Raw genomic sequence first — 13,350 nt, forward strand, 5'->3', positions numbered from 1 at the left:
TCTTGGGGTGAAGCTTCCAACATAGAGCGGCGCGGTTATGCTTTCCAGCACCGTCGCGGCAGCCAGCTTTACGCCGCACTCTCCAGCGCACTGAACTGCGCCATGGTCTGCGCGATCTCCTCGCGGATCCAGACCTTGAAATCCCGCACCTTGCGGCTTTCGGTTTTGGTCGCCGAGGTCACCAGCCAGTAGCCGAGGCCACTCTGCGCCCGCACGCCGAAAGGCGCGACCAGCCGGCCATCGGCCAATGCGTCAGCGGCCAGCAACTGCCACGCAAGCATCACGCCATGCCCGGCGATCGCCGATTCCAGGCACAGCATCGGGTCGGTGAAGCGCGCACCCTTGCGGAAGGTGACCGGTTCGGCCCCTGCGGCTTTGAACCAGCTCTCCCAGCTGATCATCGCTCGCTCATCGGTGATGGCGCAGGTCTGCGCCAGGTCGTCGATCGACTTCAGCTTCTTGGCGATCACCGGCGCGCAGACCGGAAACACTTCCTGCGGCAGCAGCAGTTCCGCCCGCCCGCCCGGCCATTTGCCGTCGCCGAGCCGAATGGCGAGATCGATGTCGGAGCGCTCGAGATCGGCGAGCCGCACCGAGGCGTCGACGCGCAACAGCACGTTTGGGTGCCGATCGAAATGCCGCGACAGCCTGGGCAGCAGCCATTTCGAGGCGAAGGCTGGCGCTACCGAAACCACCAGCGTGCATTGGTTTGCCTCGTCGGCAAGCGCCACCGCCTGCGCAAGTTCGCGAAAACCCGCGCCCAGCCTGGCGGAAAACACCCTGCCGAATTCGGTCAGCACCAGCCCGCTCGCCGTTCGTTCGAACAGCGCCTGTCCGAGTTGCTTCTCGGTGCGGTTGATCTGCTGGCTGACGGCGCTGACAGAGACGTTGAGTTCGCCGGCGGCCGCCGCGAGCGAGCCGAGGCGGGCAACGGTTTCGACGGCGCGCAAGCCGTTGAGATGGACGCGGTTCAGCATAGCCATTTCAGTTTTTCTAAACCGCTACGGCTGAAATCTCAATTGAAAGACAGCCCGACAAGGCAGATTTTAGCGGGACAGTCAGACCGAGGAGGCGAGGATGGTGACAATCCTGTCATTGCTCAAGATCTTTGCGGCCGTGGGCGCGCGGCGGGCCCCGCGCCAAAATGGCGATGCCGTCAATTGGGCGACCGATCCGCTGTCTCATCCGGTGCTCGACACCATGTCGGAGCGCGAACTCGGCGACATTCCGTTCCGACTGACAGCGCGGCGCACCGCGTATGAGACGAGCGCGGTCGCTTGAAACGGCCAATTGCCAGAACTTTGCGCTGCCCCTCACCTGCCTGCCGGCATCCTCTCCCCGTCTAGTGACGGGGAGAGGGGCGCTCTCGTCCACGATTTCGCCAATCTCCAGCGTTGCAAGCATTGCGCCAACGCTGCGGCCAGCCCCTTCTCCCCGTCACTATACGGGGAGAAGTGCCCGGCAGGGCGATGAGGGGCAGCGCAGGCGCTGTGAATTTCTGCGCTTATAGGGCCAAGACATTCGAGGCGCTTGCGTCGCTCTGCTGGCCCAACGCAGGCGCATTGTTTCGGCTGCGTCTACCCTTATTGTGCGCTGCAATGAATGCCGCGCCGTCACCCCTTCGCCTCGCTCTCGCCGGCATGATTGCCATGGCCGTCGCCATGGGCATCGGCCGCTTCGTCTACACGCCGATCCTGCCGGGCATGATGGAAGAACTGCATCTGTCGCCCCCCGATGCCGGCTGGATCGCGTCGGCCAATTATCTCGGCTACCTCGTCGGCGCGCTTGCCGCGGCCGGCGGCTGGGCGCATGGGCGCGAGCGCATGCTGATGTTTGGCGGCCTTGCCGCAAGTGCTGCGCTCGCCGCCCTGATGGGGCTGACCGAGACGATGGCGTCCTTTGTCGTCATCCGTTTCCTCGCCGGTCTGGCCAGCGCCTTCGTCATGGTGTTCATGGCCAGCATCGTCTTTGGTCATCTGGCTGCCGCCAACAGAAGCGATCTGCAGGCGCTGCATTTCGGTGGCGTTGGCCTCGGCATCGCGGCATCCTCGGCGCTGATGGCTCTTCTGGTCACCGACCATGCCGGCTGGCCGGCGGGCTGGCTGTGGTCGGCGGCAATCTCCGCTTGCGGCCTGGCGCTGGTCGCCTGGCTCGCTGGCGGCACCGCGCCCGCCAGTGGCGTGGCCGGCCGCGAACCGGCGCTGCCCAAGGACCGCTCGCTGGTGAAGGTCATCATCGCCTATGGCCTGTTCGGCTTCGGCTATGTGGTTACGGCAACCTTCCTCGTCGCCATCGTGCGCCAGGGTGGCGGCGGCCGCGTCTTCGAGGCAACCGTCTGGATGGTCACCGGCCTTGCCGGCTTTCCCTCGGTCTGGCTCTGGCAGAAGATATCGGCACGGATCGGGCTCTACGCAGCCTATGCCCTGGGCTGCCTGGTTGAGGTGGTCGGCGTCACCGCCAGCGTCGCCATGGGCGGCGCCATCGGGCCGCTGCTCGGCGGCGTCCTGCTCGGCGGCACCTTCATCGCCATCACCGCGCTCGGCCTGCAGACAGCAAGGCTGCTCGTGCCACAGGCGCCGCGCCGCATCTTCGCGCTGATGACTGCGTCCTTCGGCATCGGCCAGATTGTCGGCCCGATCGTCGCCGGCCTTCTGGCGCAGGCCTCGGGCAACTTCTTCCTCGCCTCGATCGTAGCTGCTGCCGTATTGCTGGTATCTGCTGGGATTACCTGGTCGGCTGCGCCAAAATCGCCATGATTGTGGTCTTGCTCGATGCCGGGCATCGGGCACGGGCATTTGCTTTGCACCTAATGTGTGACTTTATGCCCGCTAACCAGCAACCCCGCTGATTTGCGCATCGACCGAGGAAATCGCCACAGTGTTCGTATCCTTCTTCCCGCAGCCGAAGCTATTTTTTAGCTCGGCGGTCTTCTGGAGCCTTGTCGCGATCCTGTTGTGGTTTTTTGGAGGTGAGCAACTTGGCACAGTTTTCGGGCTGCCGCCCACCGCCGAAGGGGTTGATAAGATCGTTGGCGTCTCGCTGTTTTGGTCGAAGCCCTTCATATGGTTCTATATATATTTCGCCGCTATCGTCTTCATTTTTTATGGGTTTTGGGCATGGTACCGACCTCATCCCTGGTTGAATTGGTCGATCCTCGGAACTTCGCTAATTCTATTCGTGACCTACTACCAAGTTCAGGTAAGCGTTGCTTTTAACGATTGGTATGGGCCCTTCTATGATCTTATTCAGAAGGCTTTGGGTACGCCATACTCAACAACGCCATGGGATTTTTATAGCCAATTGCTGACGATTACCTGGATTGCGCTTCTAGCGGTGACTGTCGGAGTTCTGAATCGGTTTTTCGTCAGTCACTGGATCTTTCGCTGGCGTACAGCGATGAATGATTACTATATGGCTAACTGGGAGAAACTGAGGCGTATCGAAGGGGCTTCACAGCGTGTTCAAGAAGACACTATGCGGTTCTCGACTACAATGGAAGGCTTGGGCGTAAGCTTGGTCAGCTCTGTAATGACATTGATCGCGTTTCTGCCGGTGCTGCTGCATCTTTCTGAGAATGTCACGGAGCTGCCGATAGTCGGCGCGGTGCCTTATTCCCTAGTGGTTGTGGCTATCTTCTGGTCACTTTTCGGAACAACTTTCCTAGCATTGGTCGGCATCAAGCTGCCGGGACTTGAGTTTCGCAATCAGCGTGTCGAGGCAGCCTATCGCAAAGAACTGGTATATGGTGAGGATGACATGGATCGCGCTCAGCCACCAACAGTGGTTGAGTTGTTTCGTAACGTTCGAAAGAATTATTTCAGACTATACTTCCACTATGTATATTTCAACGTAGCTAGGATATTCTATCTTCAGATTGACAATATTTTCCCATACATTGTCCTTGTTCCAACGATGGTGGCCGGCAAGATTAAGCTTGGCGCTCTAAATCAAATTCTAAATTCCTTTGATCAGGTTCGATCCTCGTTCCAATATCTGGTCAACTCTTGGCCAACGATTGTCGAGTTGCTCTCGATCTACAAGCGTCTGCGCGCCTTCGAGGCAACGATACATGGCGAGCCGCTCCCCGACATCGATCGGCGTTTCGCTGAGCGCCAAGCTCAGGAGCCGGATCCAGCCTGATCACATTTCGGAGAGGAAGTGGGCGTTGGATGGACGTGGGCGGCTCAGCCGCCCACCGCCGCCTGCCGCTCGCCGCCAGGTTCCCGCGCGACATAATCGCGAAAACTGATGCACTCGACATCTGACATGACGCAGGTCTCGCCGGCAAAGCGTTCCAGCGCGTTCCAGTAGGCGCCGTCATTCATCAGCGTGAAGTGGAAGCTGAGCACCAGCGGAATGCGCTTGCCCTGATATTGTTTGTCGAAGGCGGCGCGGAACGCCTGATAGGTCCGCTCGCTGAACTCGGCCGCCTGGCTCGGTCGCTCGAAGCCGCCGGAATGGCGGACATAAAGATTGTAGTCCATGGCGATCACCGGCCTTGAACTCGGGCCTTCCGGGATCTGCGGCAATGAAAAGCGGGTGAGGCCGCCGGTCGGCGGCTCGACCGGACCTTTCGAAACACCGCTGGCATCATAGTGGTAGCCGGCTTCAGGCAGGGCCTCATAGAGTCCTTTGCTGGTCGACAAATAGGGCGCGCGAAAGCCGACAACGGCATGGGCAATATCGTGCCAGCCGTTGGGTTCCGGCGTGATGCCGTTGATCGAATAGGCGTTCTCCAGAATGCGCTCGAACGAGGCGAATTCCTTCAGCCAGTCGGCCTTGCTCCAGTCCTTGCCGTCGAAATGGCCGCAGCCATGGCTGGCAATGTCGTGGCCTTCCGACGCGGCGAGCCCGATCTGGTCCAGCCGGTCCGCGACCTCCTGTTTCGAGGCGGCGAAGCCGATGTTGGATTTGCCCGCGGATTTGCCCGGCGGCGTGTATTCGGCGCGCGTCTGCTGCGACAAGAGGAAGACGCAGGACAGAAAATAGGTGAAATGCGCGCCGGTGCGCTTGGCCAGCGCCCGGCTGCGCTGCCATTGCGAGATCTCGCGGGCGCTGTCGAACGAGATGATGACTACTTGCTTCGGCTTGGCCGGGACGGGTGCGGCCGGCGGGTCGGCGAAAGCAGCGCCCGCCGTGGCAAGCACGGCTGTGGAAAACGCAACAACGCGGGACAGAAGAGGCATCGGCTGTTCTGGGCTTGATCGGAGGCAGTCAAAGCCGGCTATCGGCAAAATGTGGCGTGGGTGCGGTCGGTGCCCGGAGCATGATCCCGAAAGTGGAGGCCGGTTTTCGGAAAAGATCATGCTCAAAAAAGGAAATGGAGCCCCATCCCGACCCCGTCGGGATGGAACAGGCTCCAGCCGCCTGCCCGGCGATTAGCCGATTTTCCTGCCCAGCCCCTTCCATGCCGACAAAATTTCGCTAAAACGCGGGCTCAAGAAGCGCCCCTGTTGGGGCAGCAATGGTTTTGATTGATGTCCGACGACAGTTTTATCCGCGAAGTCAACGACGAGATCCGTCGCGAGCAGGCGCAGGCGCTGTGGGACCGTTTCGGTCCGGCGATCCTTGGCCTTGCCATCCTGGTGGTGCTCGGCACCGCCGCCTTCGTCGGCTACCGCTATTGGGACGAGAGCCGCGCCAACCGCTCCGGCGATGCCTTCTCGCAGGCGCTGAAGCTTGCCAATGACGGCAAGAGCGACGATGCGCTGACCGCGCTTCAGCAGCTGGAAAAGGATGGCTACGGCGCCTATCCGCTGCTCGCCCGCATGCGCGCGGCAACCGTCAAGGCCGACAAGGGCGACTTTGCCGCCGCCGTCGCCGATTTCGACGGCGTCGCCGCCGACACCGCCATTCCCCAGGGCATTCGCGACATGGCGCGCCTGCGGGCAGCCCTGCTGCTCGTCGACCACGGCTCCTTCGCCGACGTCTCCAGCCGCGTCGAGGCGCTCACCGCCGACAACAACACGCTGCGCCACACGGCGCGCGAAGCGCTCGGCCTTGCCGCCTGGAAGGAAGGCAAGACCCAGGACGCACTGAAACTGTTCGACCAGATCGCGGCCGATGACGGCGCCCCGCGCAATGCGCGCCAGCGGGCCACCTTGATGTCGGAACTGATCCGCGGCTCGGGCGCGTCATGATACGCTTCGCCCAAAGCCTGCCCTCGGGCCTGACCCAAGGGTGCGCTGCGGTTTGGGCGATGACATGGATGACGAGGGCCGGATGAGCTTCAAAGTCGCCATTATCGGCCGGCCCAATGTCGGCAAATCGACGCTTTTCAACCGGCTGGTGGGAAGGAAGCTGGCGCTTGTCGACGACACGCCGGGCGTCACCCGCGACCGTCGCGTCCACGCGGCCAAACTCTATGACCTGCATTTCGATGTCATCGACACTGCCGGTTTCGAGGACGCGGCCGCCTCGACACTGCCCGGCCGCATGCGGGCGCAGACCGAGATCGCCATCCGCGAAGCCGACCTGATCTTCTTCACCATCGACGCCAAGTCCGGCCTGCTGCCTGACGACCGCACCTTTGCCGAGATCGTTCGCAAGTCCGGCAAGCCGGTGGTGCTGGTCGCCAACAAGGCCGAGGCCAAGGGCGCCCAGGGCGGTATGCTGGAAGCCTGGGAGCTGGGCCTGGGCGAGCCGATCCCGGTCTCGGCCGAGCACGGCCAGGGCATGCCCGACCTGCGCGACGCTGTCATCGAAGCCCTTGGTGAGAAGCGCGCATTCGACGAGGAAGAGGACGACGCCGAGGAAGAGGTCGCCGCCAGCGAGGTTTTGATCGGCGAGGACATCACCGATCCCGATGCCGAGCCCGCCTATGACGACACCAAGCCGATGCGCATCGCCGTCGTCGGCCGCCCCAATGCCGGCAAGTCGACGCTGATCAACGCGCTGATCGGCGAGGAACGGCTGCTGACCGGCCCGGAAGCCGGCATCACCCGCGATTCCATCTCTGTCGACTGGGACTGGCATGGTCGGCGGCTGAAGCTGTTCGACACCGCCGGCATGCGCCGCAAGGCCAGGATCCACGAAAAGCTGGAAGTGATGTCGGTGCAGGACGGCCTGCGCGCCATCCGCTTTGCCGAGATCGTCATTATCGTGCTCGACGCCACCATCCCCTTCGAGAAGCAGGACCTGCAGATCGCCGACCTGATCATCAGGGAGGGCAGGGCGCCGGTCATCGCCTTCAACAAATGGGACCTGATCGACAATCCGCAGGAGCTGCTGGCCGAGTTGCGCGAAAAGACCGGGCGGCTCTTGCCGCAGGTACGCGGCATCCAGGCGGTGACGGTTTCGGCCGAGACCGGGCGCGGCCTCGACAAGCTGATGGATGCCGTCATCAAGACGCACAAGGTGTGGAACAGCCGCGTTTCCACCGGCAAGCTCAACCGCTGGCTGGAAGGCATACTGGCGCATCATCCGCCGCCCGCCGTTGCGGGCCGCCGGCTCAAGGTCAAATATGTGACGCAAGCCAAGACGCGGCCGCCGGGCTTTGTCGTCCAGTGCTCGCGGCCCGACGCGATGCCGCAATCCTACGTCCGCTATCTCTCCAACAGCCTGCGCGAAGCCTTCGACATGCCGGGCGTGCCGATCAGGATAGCGCTGCGCACTTCGGACAACCCGTTCGCGGGGAGAGCGAACAAGCGCAAGTGAGCGATGGTGGTTGGCCGAAGCTTCGTCATCCTAGGGCGGAGCAGGAGCGAAGCTCCGTCGCGGAGACCCTAGGATCCATGCCGTTACCTTTGCCGAAGAATACAGCGGAGTAGAATTTCTTCACCGCAGCATCGTTCAGAAGTCGCGGCATGGATCCTCGGGTCTGCGCCTCGTCGCTACGCTCCTTGCTTCGCCCGTGGATGACGAAGTGATGGGCGTTTCGGCCAAGAGCCTAAGCGACCTCCCTCAGCCGCGCACCCTGCGGCAGCGCCTCTATCGCCGCCTGCAACAATATGTCCGCCAGCCGCGCCGCAACCGGATCCAGTTCGGCGTCCTTCTGGTGCAGCACCAGCGCCATTGTCGGCAGCGCGGGCAAACCGAGCAGCTGCGGCGCCATCGCCCTGACATTGGCCGGCAGGCCGATATCTGTGCGGATCGTCAGCCCCAGCCCCGCCGCCACAGCCGCCCAGATGCCGCCGAGGCTGGGGCTGGAGAAGGCCATCCGCCACGGCAGACCGGCGCGGTCCAGCGTTTCCGTCGTCACCGTGCGCAACAGGCAGGGGGCTTCCAGCGCCACCAGCGGCAGCGCCTCGCCCTCGCGCAGGCTGGTCTCGATCAGCTTGGCCGGGCCGATCCAGCGCAACTGCGCATCGCCGACATGCCGGCTGTAGGGCAGCGCCTGGCCGCTGTCCCAGGCCAGCGCAATGTCGAGGTTGCCTGATGTGATCCTCTCGGCAAGTTCATAGCTGCGTCCAATCCTGGCCTCGATCTTGACCTTGGGGTGCGCGCGGGCGAAGCGCCCGAGCACCTCCGGCAACACCGCCTCGCCAAAATCCTCCTGCAGGCCAAGCCTGACCCAGCCTTCCAGTTCGACGTCGTGGATGGCGGAGGCCGCCTCGTCGTTCAACTCGAGCAGCCGCCTGGCATAGCCGAGCATGGTCTCGCCGGCTTCGGTCAGCGCCAGGCCTCGGCCTGACTTGCGGAAGATCGGCGTCGCCGCCTGCTCCTCCAGCTTCTTCAGTTGCGCGCTGACCGCCGAGGTCGAGCGTCCGAGCCGGTCGGCGGCCTTGGCGAAGCTGCCGAGTTCCATGCCGGTGACGAAGCTTCTGAGGACATCGAGGTCGAAGGTTACGCGCCGCATGGAACAATCCTGCTTTTCGGGAATAATAGTCAAAAACTTCCCGATATTCGGGATGAAGTTATGGCGGTAAAGACGAGGCGTCAAGGGTTCGGAAGGGCCATTACAGGAGTTCCACCATGTCGATTGCCGACGCAAATTGTGAGCAACGCCGGATTGGTCGAGCAGCCGCCGTCACCGCCATTTCGAAGGCCGAACGATTTCGCGCCAATCATCGCTGGAAGGTGCTCGGCATCGGCGTTGCCGCCAATGCCAGTTTCTCCGCCACCTTCGCCGGCATACCGGCGGCAGCGGTGTTTCTGCGCTCGGGCTATCAGCTCTCCAACGGCAATCTCGGCCTCGTCCTCGGCCTCCTCGGCCTGGGCGTCGCCTTGAGCGAACTGCCCTGGGGCCTGCTCACCGACCGCTGGGGCGATCGCGGCGTGCTGTTGACCGGGCTCGGCGCGACGGCGGCCTGGCTTGCGCTGATGGCGTTGTTCATCGTGCCGTCGGCTACTTATCTGCCTGGCGTTGCGATGCTGGCCGCATGCCTTCTCGTCACCGGCCTGCTCGGCGGCAGCGTCAACGGTTCCAGCGGCCGCGCCATCATGGCCTGGCTCCATGAGGGCGAGCGTGGTTTTGCGATGAGCATCAGGCAGACGGCGGTGCCGCTCGGCGGCGGGCTCGGCGCGCTGGTCCTGCCGTCGCTGGCCTCAGCCCATGGCTTCTCGGCGGTCTTCGGGCTGCTGGCCGCCGTGAACGCAGTCTCGGCGCTGTTTGCCTGGCGCTGGCTGCATCAACCGCCGGAAGCCGACCCGGAGATCGACAATGCCGGAGGCATTGCGACGACAAAGCCGGCCGGCCCGGCGCCGCTGCGCAATGTCGAGGTCTGGCGCATCGCCACCGCCATCGGCCTGATTTGCTTTCCGCAGGTGGCGGTGCTGACCTTCGCCTCCGTCTTCCTGCACGACTTCGCCGGCATGGGCACGCTGACGATCAGCGCCAGCCTTGCCGCGGTGCAGACCGGCGCCATGGTCATGCGCGTCTGGAGCGGTCGCTTCACCGACCGCCATGGCAACCGCCGCTGGTTCCTGCGCCTCTGCAGCATGACGAGCGCGCTTGGCTTTGCGGCTCTCGGCCTGCTGGTCCTGGCGGCTGCTGCCACGCCGGGCGCGCACGCTGCGCTGATGCCGGCGATCGCGGTGCTGCTGGTCGTTGCCGGCATCTCGGTCTCGGCCTGGCATGGCGTCGCCTACACCGAGCTCGCCACGCTGGCCGGCGCCAGCCGCGCCGGAACCGCGCTCGGCCTTGCCAACAGCTTCGTCTTCATCGCCTTCTTCGTGGTGCCGACAGCCATTCCGGCATTGCTGCTCGTCTGGTCGTGGCCAGGCGTCTGGCTGGTCGGAGCGCTCTGCGCACTCATCGCCTGGCCAATCCTGCTGCGGCCGAACTGACCACTTTGACGGACCCGCGAACGGCGTTCCATTCCGGAGCAGTTTGAAAAAACACCATCGTTAACGTTAACCCCGCATCAAGGTTAATGCTTCATTTTGGCTCTCCAGTGGCTCAGTGGCGTTTCTGGAGAGTTCCCCGTGCATCGACGTGTCTTGAAGCGGCTGGCTGCCGCCGCCGGTGAGAAAAAACGTTCGTTCGTATCGCCATTGGTCATCGGGATCGGCATCTGGATCGGCTTTCCGACCGTCGTGGCCTACCAGGACATGGGCAGCCTGATTTCCGGCCTCGAAGCGTCGGGCAGCCGCTGGAATTCCTATGTCGAGCGTTCCGTCGCCGGTTCGGTCCATGCCGCTGAAATGCCTTTCATCGATTCCGTCACCACCGGTTCGCTTTCGGGCTCGGGCGTGCGCCTGCCCGGCGTTGGCAAGGTCTCGTTTCGCGGCAAGGGCAATGTCGCCGGCGTCACGCCCGACGAGGACCGCATCATGCGCGCCGACAAGAAAGGCCGCATCATCCAGGTCTCGCCGGTTGCGCCGCCGAAGAACTTCAATGCCGGCTCGATCTTCCAGCGCACCTCTTCGCTGCTGCGGCCGAGTATGGACAGCGGCCTGAAGCTGGCCTTCGCCAAACCCGGCATCAAGGGCAAGGAAATCCAGATCGCCCAGGCCTTCCATACCAATGTGGACAAGAAGCCGGATCCCGGCGTGCCGGCCATGCTTGCCGCCCTCGTCAACAATGACAAGCCGGACGTGCTGGCCACCGCCTATGCCCAGGCCGAACCCGACTACGCCAAGGCCTCGCCCTTCGAGGCGTTGCTGCAGGACGAGGAGCCGAACAGCGGGCGCTTCATTCCGCCGATGGCCAAGGGCGATCACTCGTGGATCCAGAACCCGCTGCCGGCCAGCGTCTTCTCCGAGAAGGAGCAGGCCTGCCTTGCCAACGGCATCTATTTCGAGGCGCGCGGCGAATCCGTACGCGGCCAGGCCGCAGTCGCGCAGGTCATCCTCAACCGCGTCCGCAATCCGGCCTATCCGAATTCGATCTGCGGCGTCGTCTACCAGAACGACAACTGGCTGAACCGCTGCCAGTTCTCCTTCGCCTGCGACGGCCGCAAGAAGCGCATCGAGAGCCCCGCCAACTACAAGGTGGCGCAGGATGTCGCCATGGCGGTCACCGCCGGCAAGATCTTCATTCCGGAAGTCGGCTCATCGACCCATTACTACGCCAACTACGTCCATCCGGGCTGGGCCCGCACGATGCAGAAGATGACCAAGATCGGCCTGCATATCTTCTACCGCACCTATGGCGGCGGCTGGAGCTGAGCCGTTCGGGCTGCCGTCTGTTACGAGCCGCAAAAGCCGCCGGGCGCCGTAATCGGACGCCGGTCGCCGGACGGATTCGGGGCATGTGCCGACCCCATAGTGCCGGGCACGATGTCGCACCTCGGCAAGAGATTGATTTCATTAGAAAAAATACATGACTTTGAAGTCCCGCCCGTGGCTTGACGGGCGCGGACCCTCTAACTATGTTGCCGGCGACTTTAGAAGCGGACGGACGGTAACGGTCTGACCGGGCAGGGGGGTTCGATGGCCGACAAGAATGGGCCACACGGAACCGGAGAAACCGGCCGCGGCAGCAAGCATGAAGCCGACATCCGCGACGAAGAACTCGAGCGCCGCCGGCGCGAGCTTGGAGCATCGCTTGCGACAAGACGGCCGGATCGGCTAGAGGGGAATGACGGCGCGAAGGCGACGGCCGGATATGGCCAGGCGCTCAAACTGTCCAGCGAGTTCATCGCCGGAATAGTGGTGGGTGTGGGCCTTGGCTGGTTTCTGGATCGTGTGGCGGGAACCTCGCCATGGGGTCTGGTCGTCGGCTTGTTGCTGGGCTTTGGCGCCGGCGTGCTCAATGTCCTGCGTTCGGCAGGTGTTGTGGCGGAATTCGGAAAAAGCGAGAAGTCGCGCGATCCGAAAGAATGAACCGGCGCCGTTAATGGCGCATAAGGACACTGAGGCCGTTCGCGGCTTTGACGGGGATGTAAATGGCTGCTGACAAGGTCGATCCGATCCACCAGTTCCATATCGTCAAGCTGATTCCGATCAACGTCGGCGGCTATGACCTGTCCTTCACCAATTCGGCTCTGTTCATGGTCGCGACCGTGCTCGTCGCATCGGCGTTTCTTTACCTCTCTACCTCCAGCCGCAGCCTTATTCCCGGGCGCCTGCAGTCGGTCTCGGAAATGGGCTACGAGTTCGTTTCCAACATGCTGCGCGACGCCGCCGGAACGCAAGGGATGAAGTTCTTCCCCTTCGTGTTCTCGCTGTTCATGTTTGTCCTTGTCGCCAACCTGCTTGGCCTTTTCCCCTACTTCTTCACCGTCACCAGCCACATCATCGTCACCTTCGGCCTCGCCGCCCTTGTGATCGGAACCGTCGTTGTCTACGGCTTCACGAAACACGGCCTGGGCTTCCTCAAGCTGTTCGTGCCGCATGGCGTTCCGGTCTTCCTGCTGCCGCTGGTGGTGCTGATCGAAGTGATTTCCTTCGTCTCGCGCCCGGTCAGCCTTTCGGTTCGTCTGTTCGCCAACATGCTGGCCGGCCACATCACGCTGAAGGTGTTTTCGGGCTTTGTCGTCAGCCTCAGCGCGCTGGGCGCCGTCGGCGTCGCCGGTTCGGTGCTGCCGCTGGCCATGGCGGTCGCGCTGACCGCCCTGGAATTGCTGGTCGCCTTCCTGCAGGCCTACGTCTTTGCCGTGCTGACCTGCATGTATCTGAACGACGCCCTTCATCCCGGGCACTAATCGAGAGTTTCCGGCATCTTCGCCGGATGGAATTGCAACGGAATTACAGATCCAAAGGAGTTTTAAAATGGACGCAGAAGCAGCAAAGTACATCGGCGCCGGCATCGCTTGCCTGGGCATGGGCGGCGCGGGCATTGGCCTCGGCAACATCTTCGGCAGCTACCTGGCGGGCGCCCTGCGCAATCCGTCGGCCGCCGATGGCCAGTTCGGCCGCCTGATTTTCGGCTTCGCCGTGACCGAAGCTCTCGGCATTTTCTCGCTTCTGATCGCGCTTCTCGCCCTGTTCGGCTGAGCACTCGAGAAGATTGGACAGGCCGGCCGC

At 63.0% G+C, this 13,350-nt stretch carries 13 protein-coding genes; 10 read left to right on the forward strand and 3 right to left on the reverse strand.

From position 1 onward, the window contains the following. Window positions 1-68 precede the first annotated feature (68 nt). Window positions 69-983, reverse strand: a complete 915-nt coding sequence (locus tag JQK88_RS18610; RefSeq protein ID WP_203279064.1) for a LysR substrate-binding domain-containing protein — start codon at window positions 981-983, stop codon at window positions 69-71. 94 nt (window positions 984-1,077) lie between these two features. Between JQK88_RS18610 and JQK88_RS18615 the strand changes: the two genes are divergently transcribed. From JQK88_RS18615 to sbmA, 3 genes are all read left to right on the forward strand, one after another. Beyond that, window positions 1,078-1,281, forward strand: coding sequence for a hypothetical protein (locus tag JQK88_RS18615; protein WP_203279065.1), 204 nt, complete (start codon window positions 1,078-1,080; stop codon window positions 1,279-1,281). Between the two features lie 317 nt (window positions 1,282-1,598). Next, window positions 1,599-2,756 carry a YbfB/YjiJ family MFS transporter gene (locus JQK88_RS18620; RefSeq protein ID WP_246749916.1) on the forward strand — a complete coding sequence of 386 codons (1,158 nt, stop codon included), beginning with the start codon at window positions 1,599-1,601 and terminating at the stop codon, window positions 2,754-2,756. 121 nt (window positions 2,757-2,877) lie between these two features. After that, window positions 2,878-4,140 carry a peptide antibiotic transporter SbmA gene (sbmA, locus tag JQK88_RS18625; protein WP_192256202.1) on the forward strand — a complete coding sequence of 421 codons (1,263 nt, stop codon included), beginning with the start codon at window positions 2,878-2,880 and terminating at the stop codon, window positions 4,138-4,140. 44 nt (window positions 4,141-4,184) lie between these two features. Here sbmA and JQK88_RS18630 read toward each other — a convergent pair whose 3' ends face one another. Next, the gene (locus tag JQK88_RS18630) at window positions 4,185-5,186 is read right to left on the reverse strand and encodes a polysaccharide deacetylase family protein (RefSeq protein WP_192256204.1); all 1,002 of its coding nucleotides are present in this window, start codon (window positions 5,184-5,186) and stop codon (window positions 4,185-4,187) included. A 291-nt stretch (window positions 5,187-5,477) separates the two neighbouring features. On the opposite strand from JQK88_RS18630, the gene JQK88_RS18635 reads away from it, so the two are divergent. Together JQK88_RS18635 and der are read left to right on the forward strand one after the other, a co-directional pair. After that, the gene (locus tag JQK88_RS18635; protein WP_192256206.1) at window positions 5,478-6,140 is read left to right on the forward strand and encodes a tetratricopeptide repeat protein; all 663 of its coding nucleotides are present in this window, start codon (window positions 5,478-5,480) and stop codon (window positions 6,138-6,140) included. An 82-nt stretch (window positions 6,141-6,222) separates the two neighbouring features. Continuing rightward, window positions 6,223-7,656 carry a ribosome biogenesis GTPase Der gene (gene der, locus JQK88_RS18640; RefSeq protein ID WP_192256208.1) on the forward strand — a complete coding sequence of 478 codons (1,434 nt, stop codon included), beginning with the start codon at window positions 6,223-6,225 and terminating at the stop codon, window positions 7,654-7,656. A 232-nt stretch (window positions 7,657-7,888) separates the two neighbouring features. On the opposite strand, the gene JQK88_RS18645 is transcribed toward der, so the two are convergent. Then, window positions 7,889-8,797, reverse strand: coding sequence for a LysR substrate-binding domain-containing protein (locus JQK88_RS18645; RefSeq protein WP_192256210.1), 909 nt, complete (start codon window positions 8,795-8,797; stop codon window positions 7,889-7,891). Between the two features lie 116 nt (window positions 8,798-8,913). Here JQK88_RS18645 and JQK88_RS18650 point away from each other — a divergent pair, with 116 nt between their 5' ends. The 5 genes from JQK88_RS18650 to JQK88_RS18670 all read left to right on the forward strand — a co-directional run bounded on the left by JQK88_RS18650 (window position 8,914) and on the right by JQK88_RS18670 (window position 13,320). Continuing rightward, window positions 8,914-10,227 (forward strand): MFS transporter, encoded by a 1,314-nt coding sequence (locus JQK88_RS18650; protein ID WP_203279066.1) that lies wholly within the window; start codon window positions 8,914-8,916, stop codon window positions 10,225-10,227. Window positions 10,228-10,365: 138 nt separating this feature from the next. Then, window positions 10,366-11,550, forward strand: coding sequence for a cell wall hydrolase (locus JQK88_RS18655; RefSeq protein ID WP_192256214.1), 1,185 nt, complete (start codon window positions 10,366-10,368; stop codon window positions 11,548-11,550). A 264-nt stretch (window positions 11,551-11,814) separates the two neighbouring features. Then, window positions 11,815-12,207 (forward strand): AtpZ/AtpI family protein, encoded by a 393-nt coding sequence (locus tag JQK88_RS18660; RefSeq protein ID WP_112567037.1) that lies wholly within the window; start codon window positions 11,815-11,817, stop codon window positions 12,205-12,207. Window positions 12,208-12,269: 62 nt separating this feature from the next. Further along, window positions 12,270-13,028, forward strand: coding sequence for a F0F1 ATP synthase subunit A (locus JQK88_RS18665; RefSeq protein ID WP_192256216.1), 759 nt, complete (start codon window positions 12,270-12,272; stop codon window positions 13,026-13,028). Window positions 13,029-13,095: 67 nt separating this feature from the next. Next, window positions 13,096-13,320 (forward strand): F0F1 ATP synthase subunit C, encoded by a 225-nt coding sequence (locus JQK88_RS18670; protein WP_006206606.1) that lies wholly within the window; start codon window positions 13,096-13,098, stop codon window positions 13,318-13,320. Window positions 13,321-13,350: the final 30 nt, after the last annotated feature.

Source organism: Mesorhizobium caraganae, assembly GCF_016836705.1.
In the GTDB taxonomy this organism is placed as follows: domain Bacteria; phylum Pseudomonadota; class Alphaproteobacteria; order Rhizobiales; family Rhizobiaceae; genus Mesorhizobium; species Mesorhizobium caraganae.

Excerpts from the sequence above, each read along its gene's own strand:
- JQK88_RS18610 (WP_203279064.1), bottom strand. The coding sequence starts at position 983 with ATGGCTATGCTGAACCGCGTCCATCTCAACGGCTTGCGCGCCGTCGAA.
- JQK88_RS18615 (WP_203279065.1), top strand. The coding sequence starts at position 1,078 with ATGGTGACAATCCTGTCATTGCTCAAGATCTTTGCGGCCGTGGGCGCG.
- JQK88_RS18620 (WP_246749916.1), top strand. The coding sequence starts at position 1,599 with ATGAATGCCGCGCCGTCACCCCTTCGCCTCGCTCTCGCCGGCATGATT.
- JQK88_RS18630 (WP_192256204.1), bottom strand. The coding sequence starts at position 5,186 with ATGCCTCTTCTGTCCCGCGTTGTTGCGTTTTCCACAGCCGTGCTTGCC.
- JQK88_RS18635 (WP_192256206.1), top strand. The coding sequence starts at position 5,478 with ATGTCCGACGACAGTTTTATCCGCGAAGTCAACGACGAGATCCGTCGC.
- der (WP_192256208.1), top strand. The coding sequence starts at position 6,223 with ATGAGCTTCAAAGTCGCCATTATCGGCCGGCCCAATGTCGGCAAATCG.
- JQK88_RS18645 (WP_192256210.1), bottom strand. The coding sequence starts at position 8,797 with ATGCGGCGCGTAACCTTCGACCTCGATGTCCTCAGAAGCTTCGTCACC.
- JQK88_RS18650 (WP_203279066.1), top strand. The coding sequence starts at position 8,914 with ATGTCGATTGCCGACGCAAATTGTGAGCAACGCCGGATTGGTCGAGCA.
- JQK88_RS18660 (WP_112567037.1), top strand. The coding sequence starts at position 11,815 with ATGGCCGACAAGAATGGGCCACACGGAACCGGAGAAACCGGCCGCGGC.
- JQK88_RS18665 (WP_192256216.1), top strand. The coding sequence starts at position 12,270 with ATGGCTGCTGACAAGGTCGATCCGATCCACCAGTTCCATATCGTCAAG.
- JQK88_RS18670 (WP_006206606.1), top strand. The coding sequence starts at position 13,096 with ATGGACGCAGAAGCAGCAAAGTACATCGGCGCCGGCATCGCTTGCCTG.